Origin of the sequence: Martinezella lusitana, assembly GCF_010668395.1 — a bacterium.
Lineage (GTDB): Bacteria > Pseudomonadota > Alphaproteobacteria > Rhizobiales > Rhizobiaceae > Rhizobium > Rhizobium lusitanum_A.
This window is the reverse complement of sequence record NZ_WUEY01000002.1, coordinates 512,188-527,992: the sequence shown is the minus strand read 5'-3', so window position 1 is coordinate 527,992 and position 15,805 is coordinate 512,188. Positions and strand designations below refer to the sequence as shown.

14 protein-coding genes are annotated in these 15,805 nt (G+C 61.3%); 7 read left to right on the top strand and 7 right to left on the bottom strand.

Annotated features, from left to right (window positions below; all coding sequences use genetic code 11):
* Window positions 1-97: 97 nt before the first annotated feature.
* The 4 genes from GR212_RS06365 to GR212_RS06350 are packed head-to-tail and all read right to left on the bottom strand — an operon-like array spanning window position 98 to window position 3,884.
* Window positions 98-898, bottom strand: a complete 801-nt coding sequence (locus GR212_RS06365) for a PfkB family carbohydrate kinase (RefSeq protein ID WP_204326280.1) — start codon at window positions 896-898, stop codon at window positions 98-100.
* 7 nt (window positions 899-905) lie between these two features.
* Window positions 906-1,745 carry a carbohydrate ABC transporter permease gene (locus GR212_RS06360; RefSeq protein WP_204326279.1) on the bottom strand — a complete coding sequence of 280 codons (840 nt, stop codon included), beginning with the start codon at window positions 1,743-1,745 and terminating at the stop codon, window positions 906-908.
* Window positions 1,742-2,626 (bottom strand): carbohydrate ABC transporter permease, encoded by an 885-nt coding sequence (locus GR212_RS06355; protein ID WP_163985611.1) that lies wholly within the window; start codon window positions 2,624-2,626, stop codon window positions 1,742-1,744. The genes GR212_RS06360 and GR212_RS06355 overlap by 4 nt, the downstream gene beginning before the upstream one ends.
* Window positions 2,627-2,636: 10 nt before the next feature.
* Window positions 2,637-3,884: an extracellular solute-binding protein gene (locus tag GR212_RS06350; protein ID WP_163985610.1), complete on the bottom strand. Its 1,248-nt coding sequence runs from the start codon at window positions 3,882-3,884 to the stop codon at window positions 2,637-2,639.
* Window positions 3,885-4,107: 223 nt separating this feature from the next.
* On the opposite strand from GR212_RS06350, the gene phnF reads away from it, so the two are divergent.
* The 3 genes from phnF to GR212_RS06335 all read left to right on the top strand — a co-directional run bounded on the left by phnF (window position 4,108) and on the right by GR212_RS06335 (window position 7,073).
* The gene (phnF, locus tag GR212_RS06345; protein ID WP_163985609.1) at window positions 4,108-4,866 is read left to right on the top strand and encodes a phosphonate metabolism transcriptional regulator PhnF; all 759 of its coding nucleotides are present in this window, start codon (window positions 4,108-4,110) and stop codon (window positions 4,864-4,866) included.
* A gap of 98 nt (window positions 4,867-4,964) precedes the next feature.
* Window positions 4,965-5,777 (top strand): class I SAM-dependent methyltransferase, encoded by an 813-nt coding sequence (locus tag GR212_RS06340; protein ID WP_163985608.1) that lies wholly within the window; start codon window positions 4,965-4,967, stop codon window positions 5,775-5,777.
* A 129-nt stretch (window positions 5,778-5,906) separates the two neighbouring features.
* Window positions 5,907-7,073: an acyltransferase family protein gene (locus GR212_RS06335; RefSeq protein WP_348643447.1), complete on the top strand. Its 1,167-nt coding sequence runs from the start codon at window positions 5,907-5,909 to the stop codon at window positions 7,071-7,073.
* Between the two features lie 5 nt (window positions 7,074-7,078).
* Here the strand turns inward: GR212_RS06335 and GR212_RS06330 are convergent, their stop codons facing one another.
* Entirely contained in the window at window positions 7,079-9,115 is a 2,037-nt protein-coding gene (locus GR212_RS06330; protein ID WP_163985607.1) for an FUSC family protein, read from the bottom strand.
* 147 nt (window positions 9,116-9,262) lie between these two features.
* Here GR212_RS06330 and GR212_RS06325 point away from each other — a divergent pair, with 147 nt between their 5' ends.
* Window positions 9,263-10,165, top strand: coding sequence for a LysR family transcriptional regulator (locus tag GR212_RS06325; RefSeq protein ID WP_163985606.1), 903 nt, complete (start codon window positions 9,263-9,265; stop codon window positions 10,163-10,165).
* Between the two features lie 21 nt (window positions 10,166-10,186).
* Here the strand turns inward: GR212_RS06325 and GR212_RS06320 are convergent, their stop codons facing one another.
* Window positions 10,187-11,113 (bottom strand): cation diffusion facilitator family transporter, encoded by a 927-nt coding sequence (locus GR212_RS06320; RefSeq protein WP_163985605.1) that lies wholly within the window; start codon window positions 11,111-11,113, stop codon window positions 10,187-10,189.
* A gap of 138 nt (window positions 11,114-11,251) precedes the next feature.
* Window positions 11,252-12,133, bottom strand: coding sequence for a helix-turn-helix transcriptional regulator (locus tag GR212_RS06315; RefSeq protein ID WP_246725694.1), 882 nt, complete (start codon window positions 12,131-12,133; stop codon window positions 11,252-11,254).
* A gap of 123 nt (window positions 12,134-12,256) precedes the next feature.
* On the opposite strand from GR212_RS06315, the gene GR212_RS06310 reads away from it, so the two are divergent.
* From GR212_RS06310 to GR212_RS06300, 3 genes are all read left to right on the top strand, one after another.
* On the top strand, window positions 12,257-13,489 hold the full coding sequence (locus tag GR212_RS06310) for a cytochrome P450 (RefSeq protein WP_348643446.1): 1,233 nt from the start codon (window positions 12,257-12,259) through the stop codon (window positions 13,487-13,489).
* A 35-nt stretch (window positions 13,490-13,524) separates the two neighbouring features.
* Complete coding sequence (locus GR212_RS06305; RefSeq protein WP_163985603.1) at window positions 13,525-13,845, top strand: 2Fe-2S iron-sulfur cluster-binding protein; 321 nt, start codon at window positions 13,525-13,527, stop codon at window positions 13,843-13,845.
* A 294-nt stretch (window positions 13,846-14,139) separates the two neighbouring features.
* Entirely contained in the window at window positions 14,140-15,804 is a 1,665-nt protein-coding gene (locus GR212_RS06300; protein WP_163985602.1) for an ABC transporter ATP-binding protein, read from the top strand.
* Window position 15,805: the final 1 nt, after the last annotated feature.

Genomic DNA, 15,805 nt, shown 5'->3' with positions numbered 1-15,805 from the left:
TCGCCTGAATTATTCGAATGACTACTATAATCATTCGAATGAATTGTCCACGACGTTTTGGCTTGCCTAAGGAGATTTCTGAAGCGGCGCCGGCTCTTCAGTCGCCGCGCCGGCGTAGCCATTCCGCCGTGGTCCGGCTTGCCGCGCGCGCTGCCGCGGCTGGCGGCTGCCCTTCCAGCAAGGCAAGCAGAAAAGAGCCTGCAAACCGGTCGCCGGCGCCGATGGTGTTTGCCGTATCGACCTTTGCCGCCGGTTCGACTTCGATGGCCGCCGAGCCGTCGAACAGGGTGATCGGGCGGGTGCCATCGGTCAGCACGAGCATCTTCAGGCGCGAACCGGCGATCTCGCCGGCGCGCCGCCAGGCAAGGGTAAGATCGTCGGGAACGTCGTCGCGGGAGGAGATGACATAGTCGGCCGGGCGCGGTGTCGCCGGCCGCAGCGGAAATTGCGAGAGGACGAGCGGCTGGAGGCTGATCTGATCGACAAGACTTGCAGCGAGGGCGAGGGCATTGATGTAGACGCCCGCGCCTGACAGATTTCCGGCGGCCGTGAGCGGTTGGGAACGCCCGCTCGGCCCTATGATCGTTCGTTCGCCGCTTGGTTCGAGGAATATTTCCAGCGGCGCCGTCTCTCCCGGGGCCATCGTTATGTAGTCCGTGTCGAAGCCGGATGCTCTGAGTGACTGGAGCGCCGCTTCTCCCTGCTCGTCCTGCATCAGCCGCGAGACGATGGCGACGTCGGCTCCCAATTCCAGAAGCTGTTGGCCGGTATAGAAGGCGCCGCCGCCGAGCCGGGTCGTGCGGGACGAAAACTGCATTCGCCCGCCCGGAACCAGCGGTGCGTCCAGTTGCCATATGCGGTCGTGATTGACCGATCCGATAACAATTACACGGGGCATGCTTTGCCTATCTGTCGTCAATGCCGGGCGCCAGCGCATCTACGATGAAACGCTGCGCCAGCAGGAATATCAGAAGAACGGGCACGATCGACAGCAAACTCGTGGCCATGAGCGGCCCCCAGGCGCGGTCGGCGCCTTCAAGATCGGCAAAGGACGCGATACCGGTCGTCAGCGTCTTCTTGAAAGCGTCATCCAGCACAAGCTGGCCCCACAGATAGATATTCCAGGCGCCCATGAAGGAAATGACCGAAAGGGCCGATATTGCCGGAATGACGTTCGGAACGCCGATCTCGATGAATTGCCGCCAGAGGCCGCTTCCGTCGATGCGGGCCGCCTCGAATATCGAAGCGGGCAGCGAGCGAAACGCCTGCCGCATGTAGAAGACGTAGAAGCCGATATAGGGGATCGATGGGACAATCATCGCGCCGTAGGTGTTGAAGGCCTGCAGCTTCACCACGGCGATATAGGTCGGGATGATCGCCAGCACGTTCGGAAAGGACATGGTGGCGATGACGAACCAGAACAGCGCCTGTTTCCCTCTAAACTCCAGCCGCCCGAAGGCAAAACCCGCGGGTACGGAAAGAACAAGCTTTCCGACGGTGATGAGGGTCGAAGTGAGCATGGAGTTCCACAGCCACATCCAGATCGGATGGCGGCTTGCGGCGGTGGTGAAATTCGACAGCGTCGGGTTTTCCGGCCAGAAGCGCAGAGCTTTCGCCATGATCATGTCATTGGGCGTAAAGGCCGCCGACACCATCCAGACCAGCGGAAACACGGTGACGATGCAGATTGCCAGAAGCGCGATATGAAGCAGCAACCTGTGAAGTCTATGGCCGATGCCGCTCATCTGTAGTGCACCCGCTTTTCGCTGACACGAAACTGCAGCCATGTGACGGCGAGCACGAGAACGATGATGATGACGGCGACGGCGCTGGCCGGCCCGAACTGGAAGAACAGCAGGCCCTGTTGCCACAGGAAATACAGCAGGCTCGAGCTTCTGCCCGCCGGTCCGCCATGGGTGAGCACGTCGATGATGCCGACGATGTCGTCAAGCACATGGAAGAAGGTCGTGACGCTGATGAAGAAGGCGGTCGGCGTCATCAGCGGCAGGCTGATGTTGAAGAAATGCCGTGTCGAGCCGGCGCCATCGAGCTGCGATGCCTCGCGTAGTTGATGCGGCAGGTTTGCCAGCGCCGCCAGCCATAGGAGCATGTTGAGGCCGAAGGTCTTCCAGAAGGTCACGAGGCTGACGCAGAGAAGCGCAAGATTAGGATCCGTGTGCCAGCGCGACGGCGGAAAGCCGAAATGGCCGAGGACCTCGTTGAACAGGCCGTTGACCGGGTTGAACAGCCAGGACCAGGCAACGCCCGCGACCGAATAGGCCACGATCGTCGGCAGGAACAGGCTGCCGCGGTAAAGCCCCTGCAGCGGATTCTTGCGCACCGAATGCAGCATCACGGCAAAGATCAACGGAATGACGATCTCGGCCGGGATGAGCACGATGCAATAGAGCAGCGTGTTCCACGCGGCCATGCGAAAATCGGGGTTGTCGAAAATGGAGGCGTAGTTGTCGACGCCGACGAAGCGAATGTCTGCCGACAGCAGGTTCCAGTCGACCACCGACAGCAACATCGAAGCAATCAGCGGGCCGTAGAGGAATATCGTCACGGAAAGAACGGCCGGCCCCACGAACAGGTATGGGGCCAGCGATCTGAAACGGAATGGCATGATGCTGGGCCTATGCCTGGATCAGTCCTGCCAGCTCGTCGTGAGCGCCCTTGATGCCATCGGCAACGGTCGTTTCCTTGAGCAGCATGCGCGAAACCCACTTGCGCCATACGGCCTGGCCTTCGAGGCCGCGCTTGCCGGGCCAGATCGTCTCGGCGGTCAGGCCATCCGTCAGCTGTGCGGCCGCGGGCTTCATGTATTCGTTGATCAGCGGAATGTCGTGCACCGACGTATTGAGGTAGCCGGTCTGCGACCAGAGCGCCTGGCCTTCCTTCGAGGCGCAGAATTCGAGGAAGGCAAGCGAGGCTTCCGCCTGTTCCTTGTTGTGCGTGTAGACGGCGAGGAAGTTGCCGCCGCTGTTCATCTTGCGCGCGTGACCGCCGAGCCCGGGGAACTTGGTCGTAACGGCTTTGGCCGCGCCGAAGGGGAAGGTGACGGCGGCCGTCGAGCTGGTCGTGCAGATGGCGAGAGCGCCGGACTGGAATGCGGCCGTCTGTTCCTTGTCGCTGACGGGCAGCCACAGGCCCTCGTGCGCGGGGGCGCAATATTCGCTCATGCCGGCGATCGCTTCCGGGCTGTTCAGAGCCAGCTTGCCGTCCGGATCGATGATGAAGCCGCCTGCATTCTGGATGAAGGACTGGCTCGTCCATTCGTTGTTGGAGAGCGACAGCGGCGAGCGGTAGGTCGGGTGCTTGCCCTTGAGCGCGGCATCGAGCTTGCGCGCGCTCTCGTAAAGCCATGTCGTATCCGGCGTTTCCGGCAGGTTCGGGTCGAGGCCGGCCGCCTTCCAGATCTCGCTGTTGATGTAGGTGATCGGCGTGGACATGGCCCAGGGGAGACCGATGACCGCGCCGTCGATGGTGACCAGCGGCAGCACGGACGAGCGGAAATTGGCGAGAATTGCCTCCGCCTTTGCGGCATCGATCTCGCGCAGATCGCGTGCGGCAAGCGTGCGCTTGGCGAAATAGCCGAACTTCCAGCCGGTGACCATCATGGCCGGCGGACGGCCTGCGGCAATGCTGGCGACAGCCTTGGCGGTCACGGCTTCATAATCGCCGTCGAAACGGTTTGTCACCGTCACGCCGAGCTGCTTTGCGTTGAAGGCATCGACAACCTTCTGGAACGGCTTGTCAGCGCCCCAGGTGCTCGAGATCTCGATAGCCGCGTCGGCGGACCGCGCCTTACCGGCCATGGCGATCGATGTGCCGATGACTGCGGTCGTGCCCGCGATAAATTGACGACGATTAAGCCCTACCATCTTTATCCCCAATATCCGAATGAATAATAAAACATCCGAATATTTATCTAGCGATGGCAAATGACACCCATATGAACAGGACCGTGGCTAAATGCGAGGAGTTTAATGATGAAATTGACTTTAGCGGCCGTTTGTTGGATCTCGATGGCAGGGTGGAGATTGAAAAGCGATGCTGTAGCCGATATATGACATTCGAATGACATGGTGATTTCGGAAGGCAGGCATGGAGAAAAAGTCGCTGCACGGGCAATGGCAACAGGTCGAGAGCGATATTGCCGAGGATATTCTGACCGGCCGCCTGTCGCCCAAGGCACAGCTTCCGACTGAAACCGACCTGATGGAACGTTTCGGCGTCGGGCGTCATACCATCCGGCGTGCCATCTCCCGTCTCGAAAGCCGCGGTCTCGTGCTGGTCGAGCAAGGGCGCGGAACCTTTGTCCGGGACAGCCGCCTCGATTACCGCTTGTCGGAGCGCACGCGCTTTTCGCAGAACCTTCTCGATCAGGGCAGGGAGCCGCTCGGGCAGGCCATCCACGAAGAAGTGGTTCCGGCCTCCGAGGCGATCGCGGAAGCGCTGCGGCTTCCCTATGGCGAGCCCGTCTACCACATCGTCAGACGGGGTTTCGCCGACGAGGAGCCAATCAACTATTCACACGCCTATTATCCTGTTCGCCGTTTTCCGGGGTTCGACGAGGCGCGGCGCAGCGGTCGAAGCGTGACCGTCATTCTGGCCGAATACGGCATACCCGACTATATCCGCCTGCGCACTGACATCATCGTCCGTCTGCCGACGAGCGAGGAGGCGAAGCAGCTCAGCCAGTCCATGTCCCAGCCGGTGGTGGCGCTGAGGAAGGTGGACGTCGATCTCAAGGGCACGCCGATCTCCTATTCCGAGTCGGTCTGGCCGGGCGAGCGCGTCCAGTTCTCGATCGACAATACCAGCCAGCTTCTGGATGTGCTTGCGCGCGGCGAAGCGGGCTGACGCATCGGCCCGGTGCGATGCGCTCCCGGAGACGCAATGACGCACCGGCTGCCATGTGCTAAAACAAAAAGCTGTCAGGCGCGTGGCGGGTGATGGCGATGTTGGAGACGGACAGGGTATTCGCGGGCTCGATTCCGGAAAACTACGACCGCTACATGGTGCCGTTGATTTTCGAGCCGTTTGCCGCCGATCTTGTGCGGCGGGCGGCATTGCTGGCGCCAGGGGCCGTCCTGGAAATTGCCGCCGGCACCGGGGCCGTCACCCGAGCATTGGCGCCCAGGCTAGCCGCCAATGCAAGCTATGTTGTCACCGACCTCAACCAACCTATGCTCGATTATGCTGCTGCACGGCAGGCTCCGGATAACCGCATAACGTGGCGGCAGGCGGATGCCCTGGCGCTTCCATTTGAAAATGCGGCCTTCGATCTCGTTTGCTGCCAGTTCGGCGCGATGTTCTTTCCGGACCGCTTGTCGGCTTATCGCGAAGCAAGGCGAGTCCTGAAGCCGGGAGGATGGTTTCTGTTCAACGTATGGGATCGCATCGAGGAAAACATCTTCGCGGATGACGTCACGAACGCTCTCGCGAGGATTTTTCCGGATGATCCCCCGCGCTTTCTGGCGCGGACGCCGCATGGCTATCACGACAAGGAACTGATCCGCACCGAGCTGGAGAGCGCCGGTTTCTCTGATGTGGTGATCGAAACCAAAGCCGAGCGGAGCCGCGCCTCCTCGCCACGCCTCCCAGCCATTGCTTATTGCCGGGGAACTCTTCTTCGCAACGAAATCGAGGCGAGAGAAGCGGGAAGGCTGGAAGCCGCAACCGATTATGCTGCATCCGCGATCGCCGACAGGCACGGCAGCGGCGAGGTTTCCGCCAAAATTCAGGCGCACGTCATCCTGGCGTCCGCTTAAGCATCCGCAGGCTTAACTCAAGACTAACCATGATTTGAAGCGGCACCGGTGCCTTATGCGCGCGGCGACGAGTTGTTAGAGCGTTCGGTATATCAAGGAGATCCAAGAAAAATTCTGCTGGGATTTCTGGTGAGGTTTTATAGGGACATAGTTGAGGGCCGCAAGGCGGGCAGCGATGCCGGCAATTCACCTCACATGCTCCTGAACCTCCAGGTGCTGCGCGCGCTGGCAGCTTTGTCCGTCGTCGTCGCGCATGCCTTGCACGAAACCGAGACGCTGGCCGGAGCGACAGGGCGAGCGGCGGTCGATGGCTCCGCGTGGAATCTCGGTTTCGGCGTCGACATATTCTTCGTCCTCTCCGGCTTCATCATGACCCACACGGCCGCATCGGAGTTCGGCAGGAGCGGCGCTCCACGGCGCTTCTTCCTGCGGCGCTGTGCACGCGTGATCCCGCTCTATTGGCTGCTGACGAGCGTCATGCTGCTTGGCGCGCTCGTGGCGCCCTCGCTGCTCACGGTCCCGATCGGCTCGGTGTCCCATGTGCTGGCATCCTATTTCTTCATCCCGTCCGGACGCGGCGTCGACGAGGTCAGGCCGGTGCTCGCGCTTGGCTGGACCCTGAACTACGAGATGCTGTTCTATGTGTTCTTCGCAGCCGCGCTCCTGCTGCCGATAAGGCTGGGCGTGGTATGGCTGTCGGTGCTCATGGTCGGCATGGCGCTCGTCGGGAATCTCGTCGATCCAAATCATGTCCAGATCGCTTTCTGGACAAGCCCCATCATCCTGGAGTTCCTGTTCGGCGTCTATGTCGCCCTGATTTTCCGCAGCGGCGTGAGGATCGGAGGCGGAGCGGCGCTCGGGTTGATGGCCGTCGGCTTCCTTGGCTTCATACGCATCTCCGTGCCCTGGGACGATGCGGCCTTGCCGCAATTCCTGCGGAGCGGCCTGCCCGCGGCTTTACTCGTTCTGGCGGCTGCAATCGGTCCTGTCTTGCCGCAAAAGCGGCTCGTTTTTTGGGGCGTTGCACTGGGAGATGCCTCCTATAGCCTCTATCTCGCCCATCCCTTTGTTCTAAGGCCAATGCGCGCGATCTGGGTGAAACTCGTCGGCGGGGCTCTTCCTCTCGGCCTGTTTGTCGTCGTCGCGACGCTTGGTGCTGCCGTATTTGCCCTGGCGCTTTTCAAAGGTGTCGAAAAACCGCTGACGAGCCGCGTTCAACGCATCATGCTTGGCTCGGCACAGCGGAAGCGGGCCTCGACCGATCCCCTCCCGACGGCCGACACCGAGAGCGCATGACGTTTTCAGGCGGCTCGTTTCCCGCTCAGAAAATCGGCATGGTTTGATGCGGCCGAGGCGACGGCATCCAGCTGTGTCGCCGCGCGGATGAGGGTGTGGCGTGCCGGGGCGTCGGGTTCGTTGATCCAATAGGAAAGATGGTTGGCGGCGTCGCGCGAAACTTTTGCGAGGCCCGCCGGATCGCCGCGACCGAGCCGGCGCAGCACGGCATTCAGCGGTTTGGAGAGGCGAGGGTGCTCTCTTGCCAGTTCGGCCAGCGTGATCGCCGCCTCGCCGATCGTGAGCGCGGCGAGCATTCCCCGCAGGTCTCCTTCGGCCTGCTTCTCCGGAACGCCGGCGTTGGTCGCGGCTTGCCCGCTTAGTCGGTCGACCGTCCTGCTGAGCCAATGCTCCCTTGTCCAGCGATAAGGCGTCCGGCCGATGTCCGCCAGGTCGCGCCGCGTTGCGCGCTGCAGGCGCCGCCTCTTTGCCGGCAAATTGGATGGAAACAGCAGCATGAAGACGAGAACGCCCGCTCCGACGCCGAGCAGCAGCGCCAACGCGCCGTTGAGAAAGGATGCCGCATCGGCTCGGCTGGTGTTGTCAGGCCCGACCAGATCCAGGAACAGAAAGGCAAAGCTCGTCGCCAGAGCGGCGGTGCGAGCGTTTCGCATGGCAAGGCCCGTTGCAAACATGATGATGCCGATGACGACGGCCAGCTCTGTAAAGTCCGACAGCATCGGCAGGATGGCGAAATTGCAAAGGGCGGCGGCCAGCACCGCGACCAGCCCGCCTTTCAGGAAGCCCATCCCGCCGGCCACCGGGTTGGGCCGGGTCGCAAACAGGGCGCAGATAACGCCGAGGATAACGATGAAGCTTGGGCCGGACGGCCAGGCGGTTGCGATCCAGAACCACGATCCGATGACGATGGCGACAAAGGTGCGAATGCCGTTGTGAAGGGCGAGGAGATGATCGACGTGAAAGGAGAGCTTGAGCCGAGAGGATGGCGCCTTCTCGTTCGAAAACAGAGCCTGACGCACAAGTGCATCATGCGCCCCCTCCAGCAGCCTGTCGAGGTGAGCCAGGATCGGCAGCCGGGGCGGAATCCCGTCGTCGGAGCTGCGGACCGCTTCGGAGAGAGCGGCCCGGACCTCCGCCCGCAACGCGGCAACGGTGTCCGGATCGATCTTCGGCGCGGAGCCGATCGTGTCGAGCAGGCCTGCGGTTTTCCCGACGAGAGGATCATCGAGATCCGGTCGCGCTGCGAGATGTTCGCGCAGAGACTGCGCGACGGCCAACTGAGTGAGCATTGCGACGGTGGCGCCGCGCAAATGACCGAACCGATTGCGTACGGAACTGGAGCTGGCCGCCGCATATTCCGCGGCGGCGTCCAGTTCGAGCGCGCCGGTCAGAAGTCGCTGGAAGCCGGCAGTGTTGGCCTGGCCGCGCAACGCCCGGGCGCAAAGATCGGCGACCTGACGAAGATATGTCGCCAGACGGCCCTGGGTCTCCTGCAGCGGCGCGCCGGGAGCGAAAATGGTGGTGAAGACCGCTTCCGTCATGATCCCGAGGCCGATGTAGATCACGCGCGCGATTGCAATGTCGAAGACCTCCGGCGGCGAACTGATGGAATCGAAGGCGATGATTGCCGCCGTATAGCCGGCAAGCACCGCGCCGTAGGCGCGAAAGTTGCGCAAGCCCGTGGCAAAAGCCGTGCAAAGCCCGAGCCATAGGGCGAGCGACAGAACGAACAGCTCCGGCACCTGCGCGAAAAGCGCGACCATCGTGACCGCGGCGACGGCCCCGATGCCCGTGCCCAGGATTCTGTACTGACCTTTCGAGAGCGACATGCCGCGGCTTGACTGGGCTACGATCCAGACCGTCATCGGCGCCCATTTCGGATCGTCCAGATTGAGCAGGAAGGCGATGTAGAGTGCCACCAGTGATGCGGTCGTCGTGCGCAGCGCGAAACCGACCGCCGGCCACGTCAGCCATTGCGGAAGCGCAAGGCCGCGCGCCATGGAGCCGAATAGTCTTGCCGAGTTGAAAGATGCCGCCGTCATGGGCGCACTGATAAAACTATGGGCGGGAAAAGATAATAGCGTATTTTTGAGACATATTATTGCTGAAAATGGTAGAATATGATTGAGGCAGTGGCGAAGGATCCAACGCAGGCGCGGGGAAGCATTATCCCGCTGAAACGGCGGAGTATGATCACCGATCTCGAGAGCATTCAGATTTTCCTCCGCGTCGTGGAGCGCGGCAGTTTCACGGCCGCTGCGACGCAATTGCGGCTGCCTTTGACCAGTGTGAGCCGGCGCGTAAAGCAGCTCGAGGACGATCTCGGCGTTCAATTGCTTTATCGCACGACGAGACGTGTGTGGGTCACCGACGCCGGGCGCGACTATTACGAGCGATGCATCCGGGCTGAGGAGATCCTGGAGGAAGCCGACCAGACCGCGCGCGCGGTGCGCATAGAGCCGCAGGGGATGCTGCGTGTCCTCATGCCCTACACTCTTGGCCTGAGTGTCGTGGAGCCCAGGCTGGGCGAGTTTCGCCAGCGCTATCAGAAAGTGCAGCTTGCGCTTACCTACGATAACTACCCTCTCGATCTGATCGAGCATGGCTTCGATGTCGCGCTCAGGACCAGCTCCCTTTCGGATTCCGGCTATTCCGCACGCACGCTTGGAAGGTCTCGCGCTCATCTTGCCGCAAGCCCCGCCTATCTCGACAGGTTCGGCCGTCCCCAACGCCCGCAGGATTTGAGGGAGCATGCCGTCATGATCATGGGAGCTGCAACCCAGCTGGCAACGCTTCGGCTGCAGGAGGTATCAGGCGATGTGGCCGAGGTTGTCGTCAAGCCGATCCTGATGTCCAACGAGGCGACGACCATCATCCGGCAGGCCGCCGCCGGTGCGGGCATAGCGTTGATATCGCCTCAGCTTGCCCCGCAGCATTTTGCGCGCGGCGAGCTCGAAGTCGTTCTTCCGCAATGGCAGCGTGCCGATGATATCGAGCTCAACGCGCTTTTTCCGAGGCGGGCCACCTCGGATCGCAAGGTGCGCAGCTTCGTCGATTTTCTCGCCGAGGTATTCCAGGATTGGCGGATATAGAGGCCTAGCCTGCTCAGCTGCTCAATCGGCCCATTCGGGATCGGTCGTGAAGGCGATCGTCAGCCAGCGGTCGGGACCTTCGTCGCCGATCGCCTCGCCGATCTCGTCGCGGATGCGGTCCCATTCCTCCAGCTTCTTCGCCGGTCCATCCGGCGGCACGATGAAGTAGAGTTCGATCTGCTTGCCGCGGCCGACGCGTGCGACATAGGAGCGGTAGGATTGAAAATCGTGGCGCCGAACGATGTCGGTCGCCACGCGATCGACGTGTTCTCTCAGATCCGAAGGGGTCACGAGGAGGATATCGGCAAAAGCCTGCTTGATCGTTCCGATCGGCATGGGAATGACGATGAGGCAGACCAGAGCGAGCGCAACCGGGTCGACATAGGGCGACATCCATTGCAGGCTCGTTCCCTGGATGAAGAAGCCGAAGATGAAGGCAAGCAGCAGCGCCCCGCTCAGGCTGCCCGTCATGATCCAGGCCTTGACGTCCAGCGCGATGAAATTGGATCTGAGGGTCTCGTTCGCCCGCCTGCCGTAGGCGGCCATCAGGAGGGCGATGAGCATGGTCAGCACCGCGTAGATGATGGCCTGGTCGAAGGAGAGATGCCGGCCGCCGGCCATGATGCTGCCGATCGCGTTGATCAAGGCATAAACTGCGGCTCCCGTCAGAAGGACGCCGTTGAGGCCGAGTACCATGGGTTCGAGGTGCCAGAAGCCCATGGTGAAATGCTTGGCGAACCTGCCGCCAGCCGCCGCGTTCGTTGCCGAAGACACGATCAGGTTGGAGACGATCAGCGCAACGATCGTCATGCTCGCATCCGTCAGCGCATAGACGCCGTCGAAGACGATCGCGTAGGAGCCGGAGAGAAGACCGAAGACGATACCGGCCACCGCCAGAACGAACGTCACGATAATGGAAACGCGCAGGACGCTTTGTTCGGTTGTCATTTTTCAATCCCCGGTGGAGGCGCGGCATGCGCGTCCGGTAGCTTCATATCCAGGCCGGAGTCTTATCGTGTCGCATGGCCGGAGCCAATCGGGGCGAGCCTTCTTCCTCGTGGGATCATGAACAGGCTGTTTGATCCGTCAGGCACCGCTTGGTCGGGCGCTCTGTCCCTGCCGCCTGAATTCGCTCGGTGTGACGCCGACCAGCTTCTTGAAGTCGCGGGCAAAATGGAAGGGGTCCGGGTAGCCGCATCTGGCGGCGATGCCGCCGATCTGCGCATCCGTCACGACCAGCAGCGACTTTGCGGCATTTATGCGCTCATGGCGCAGCCAATCGACGGGGGTTGTTCCCATCCGTTGCCGGAAGCGGCGGAAGAACTGCGCCGGGCTGAGATTGGCGGCGGTGGCGAATTCGCCGATGGTCCAGGGATGGGTCAAGTCTGCACGGACCATTTCCATCACGCGCTGCAGGCGCTGCACGGCGCCGCCGAGGTCGCCGCCGTCCGCGCGCTCCGATACCAGCGAGGAAATCAGCTGGGCAAGCAAGGCGAAGCAGCGGCTGTCGGCGAGGAAGCCATTTCCCTCCACTTCGTCGAGAATTCCGGCAAACAGCGCCTCCATATTGCGTGGGTTCGTCATTTCGAAGACCGGGTTCGCCATCACGTCGAGGCTGTCGAACAGGGTGTCGAGCCCATGTCCGACGAATCCCAGCCACAGATAGGACCAGTGCGAATGGCGCGGCTCGCAGCGGTGAGAATACAGCATCGAGGAATCCAGCCAGGCGATCGTTCCCTCCTGCAGGAAGCTTGAGAGGCCGTTGACCTCGAGCAGGCCTTTTCCGTTGAGCGTGAGGATCAGCGTATGCTGGTTGAACCGTTGGGCGATCGGCATCTCGTTGGGCATGGAGACCCGGCGACCGGCGGCAAGAAGCGCGTAGGGAAAGGCGCGCGATAGCCTGCCCGGCGTCTGGAAGAAGACTTCGTCCAGGGGAGACGCGGCTTCTGGGGTTGTTTCGTCGGTCATCGCGAGGCGCCCTTATCCGGGGATGAGAGTTTTATCCATATAGCTGCGGTTTGCATCCATGTCTTTCTGCCGTTCCGTCATTTATTCTGTCAGGGATCAACCAGAATGGAGGAGGTCCCGATCGTGACGACGGCAACCCCAGCATTTGACCCGCTCTCGCAAGCGTTCGCAGACGACCCCTATGCTTCCTACCGAGAGCTGCGCGCCAACCCCGGCCCGGTCTATTACGAGCAATTCGACGTGTGGCTGCTGTCGCGCTACCAGGATGTCGCCGCCGCGGCTGCCGACAAGACGCTTGTGCGCTCCCTGGAGTTCTTTCTCTCTCCCGAGGAGATAGAGGAGCAGAAGGTTCGCCAGAACTGGCACGACATGCCGAACCATTCCCGCTTCGTGCAGTTCAGCCTGCTCGATTCCGATGGGGAAACCCATGACCGGCTGCGCCGCAAGGTGTTCCGTGAATTTACCCCGGCACTCGTGGCGCGCCAGCGCGGAATGATACAGGATTTCGTCGATCGCCTGCTCGACCGCCTGCTTCAGGCGGGCAAGATCGATTTCGTCGAGGATCTCGCCTCGCAGGTTCCGGGCCACATCATCGGCTCGGTTCTGGGCGTGCCGGCGGAATATGCCGGACAGCTGCGCAAGTGGTCGGAAGAGGTCGTGCAATATTTCGACGTCGACCGTAGCGCCGAACGCAAGGCGATCGCCGAACGCGCGACGACGGAATTCTACGAACTGCTCAAGGAGCTCATAGCCGATCGCGTGCGCAATCCGCGCGAGGATCTTCTCTGTCGGCTGACAGAGGCGCATGTCGCCGGCGAGCTGACGGAGGACGAGCTGGTTTCCACCTGCATGCTGATCCTGATGGCGGGACACGGCTCGACGATCGATGTGCTGGGCAGCGGGATGCATGCCCTCCTGCAGTATCCGGATGCCTTGGCCAAGCTCAGGCAGACGCCGGCCGTGATGCCGGCCGCCATTCAGGAAATGTTCCGCTTCGAGTCGCCGCTGCCGTTCTTCCATCGTTATCTGACGGAGGAAAAGACGATTGCCGGCATGCGTCTGCCGAGGGGCACGAAGGTCGGCTTGCTCTATGGCGCGGCCAATCGCGATCCCGAGCAGTTCGAAGCACCCGATCGGTTCAATGTCGAGCGCACGCCCAATCGCCATCTGGCCTTCGGCGGCGGCGCCCATTTCTGTCTTGGCAACCATCTGGCCCGGCTGGACATGGAGATCATTTTCTCGACGCTCTTGCAGCGCACCCGCTTCATCGAGCTGCTGGAGGAAAGCCCCGCCTACAAGCGCGGGCTATCGGTGCGCGGCCCGAAGCGTCTCGACATCAGCCTCATTGCCGCTTGAGGCGGACCGATAAAAGCAGGGAGAATATGAATAGTATGTGTGAAATCGTGTTTATCGATTCCGCCGGGCGCGAAACCCGTGTGCATGCGCAGGATGGCGAGACGCTGATGGCGGTCGCCGTCAGGAGCGGCATCGATGGTATCGTGGCGCAGTGTGGTGGCGCCTTGGCCTGCGGCACCTGTCATTGCTATATCGAGCAACCCCATCTCGATCTCCTGCCACCTCCTTCGGAGGAAGAAGCGACGATGATCGAATTCGTCATGGAGCCGGCTGCCAATAGCCGTCTGAGCTGTCAGATCCTTGCAAGCCAGGTCGTCGACGGCATGCGCGTCGTCGTGCCCGGCAGCCAGCATTAACGCATCCGAATCCGCGGCGAGCCGGAGATTTGCTCGCCCGGTCTCCATTGCGATTGCCGCGCGACGTCATGTCGTCACGAAAAGCCGCTCCGACCCTCGGAGCGGCTTTTCGTGCTCTTGAGGGACGCCGGACTCAAGATGCCTGATATATCATTTCATGAGTATTGCAGTATAGATTTTTGGCGCTTATAGGTTGCGCCCCGCGATTCCGAATAATCTCCAGTTTCCGCCAGTTCTCCGTACCCTATGCCGGTGCCGGTCGGGGCTTGTGGCTTCACAGATCAGGTTGTTTCGATGGCTGAGAAAACCAGCATCCTTGAGCCCATCAATGAAATCCTGCGCGCCTATTGGAAATCCGATCGCAGGATGCTTTTCGTTTGCGTCAGTGTCGTATTTCTCTCCAGCATCAGCAGCGTCGCCGCACCCTATGTCTTTTCCCGAATTATCGATCGCTTGCCCCACGACGGCGCCGTCAAGGGAGTGGTGCTGGGCCTGTTGACCTATGCAGTCCTATTGGGTGCGGCGTCCGCACTCCAGCATATGGCGCAATATCTTTCGCTCATGAGTTCGCAGAATCTCGGCTTCATCACGAGAACGCGCTTCTTTGCCCGCATTCTGACGAAGACTTCGGCCTTCTTCGTCGAGTATAATCCGAGCGAGATCCAGACCGCGAGCGCAGGCGGCAGCGGTGCGCTGGCGATGCTCATACAGCTTGGCCTCGCCGTCCTCATTCCCGGCGTCACCCAGATCCTGCTCACGCTTCTGACGCTTGGTGCGCTCATCAACATCGAAGTAACCCTGATCGTCGTGCTCTATGGAGCGGCGACGATCGCGCTGACCGTGATTTCCGTCCGCCGCGCGCGCGTTTTCCTGGACAAGGCGATCAGTGCCGGCCAGGAAAACGCACGTTTCGTCGGAAATGCCATGAATGCCATGGAAACGCTGCGCCACTTCGGCAGTCATGACTGGATGAAGCGGCGCTTCACCATCAAGGCGGCGGAGGTGCGTGACGCATGGCGGGGTTACGTCTTGCAACGCGTTGGCTATATTGCTGTGCTGGGACTGGGGCTTTCGGTCCAGTTCGCCGTGACCTTCCTGTTGCTGCTGCCGCGCTACAATGCCGGCGAGGTGACGGTCGGCGATATCGTTCTGTTCAATACCTTGTTGCTTCAGCTTAACATGCCCTTCGATATGATTGCCCACGCGATCGACGATCTGGCTCGTTCCCGCGCAACGTTCGCACCGCTGGCACGGATGTGGCAAGCACCGGAAGAGCGGCAGATTTCGCAATCGACATCGCTGGCGATTGAGAAAGGCCGGCTGGTATTGGAGCGTGTCAGCCATGCTTACGACAATGGTCGTGGCGTGGCGGATGTCAGCTTCGAAGCGGAGCGTGGGGGTATCACGTTTCTGGTCGGCGAAACCGGTTCGGGCAAGTCGACGATCTTCAAGCTGATGCTGAAATCGATAGAACCGGATTCCGGACATATCTCCATCGACGGTATCGATCTTGCGTCGATCGACCGTGCCGATTGGTATTCGGCCGTCGCCGTCGTGCCGCAGGACGCCATTCTGCTGAACGAGAGCCTTGCGGAGAACATTCTGCTGGGTCGGCCGAGAGATGAAGGACGGTTACGGCTTGCTACCGAGAAGGCAGCGATTCTTCCCTTTATCGATGCTTTGCCCGAGGGGTTGGAAACGACGGTTGGCGAGCGCGGCTTGAAGCTTTCCGGCGGCGAGCGCCAGCGCATCGCGATTGCTCGTGCCCTCTACGGCAACCCCGCCATCCTCTTTCTCGACGAGGCGAGTTCGGCTCTCGATGAAGTGACGGAGCGTGACATCATGGAGCACATTCGCATGCTTGCCCGCGATGTCACCGTCCTTGCGATCACTCACAGGCGTTCGGTAATCACCGAGGCCGACAAGGTGGTGGATATGAACCACCTTGTCGGGGCCTAGG

Excerpts from the sequence above, each read along its gene's own strand:
- GR212_RS06365 (WP_204326280.1), bottom strand. The coding sequence starts at position 898 with ATGCCCCGTGTAATTGTTATCGGATCGGTCAATCACGACCGCATATGG.
- GR212_RS06360 (WP_204326279.1), bottom strand. The coding sequence starts at position 1,745 with ATGAGCGGCATCGGCCATAGACTTCACAGGTTGCTGCTTCATATCGCG.
- GR212_RS06355 (WP_163985611.1), bottom strand. The coding sequence starts at position 2,626 with ATGCCATTCCGTTTCAGATCGCTGGCCCCATACCTGTTCGTGGGGCCG.
- GR212_RS06350 (WP_163985610.1), bottom strand. The coding sequence starts at position 3,884 with ATGGTAGGGCTTAATCGTCGTCAATTTATCGCGGGCACGACCGCAGTC.
- phnF (WP_163985609.1), top strand. The coding sequence starts at position 4,108 with ATGGAGAAAAAGTCGCTGCACGGGCAATGGCAACAGGTCGAGAGCGAT.
- GR212_RS06340 (WP_163985608.1), top strand. The coding sequence starts at position 4,965 with ATGTTGGAGACGGACAGGGTATTCGCGGGCTCGATTCCGGAAAACTAC.
- GR212_RS06330 (WP_163985607.1), bottom strand. The coding sequence starts at position 9,115 with ATGACGGCGGCATCTTTCAACTCGGCAAGACTATTCGGCTCCATGGCG.
- GR212_RS06325 (WP_163985606.1), top strand. The coding sequence starts at position 9,263 with ATGATCACCGATCTCGAGAGCATTCAGATTTTCCTCCGCGTCGTGGAG.
- GR212_RS06320 (WP_163985605.1), bottom strand. The coding sequence starts at position 11,113 with ATGACAACCGAACAAAGCGTCCTGCGCGTTTCCATTATCGTGACGTTC.
- GR212_RS06315 (WP_246725694.1), bottom strand. The coding sequence starts at position 12,133 with ATGACCGACGAAACAACCCCAGAAGCCGCGTCTCCCCTGGACGAAGTC.
- GR212_RS06305 (WP_163985603.1), top strand. The coding sequence starts at position 13,525 with ATGTGTGAAATCGTGTTTATCGATTCCGCCGGGCGCGAAACCCGTGTG.
- GR212_RS06300 (WP_163985602.1), top strand. The coding sequence starts at position 14,140 with ATGGCTGAGAAAACCAGCATCCTTGAGCCCATCAATGAAATCCTGCGC.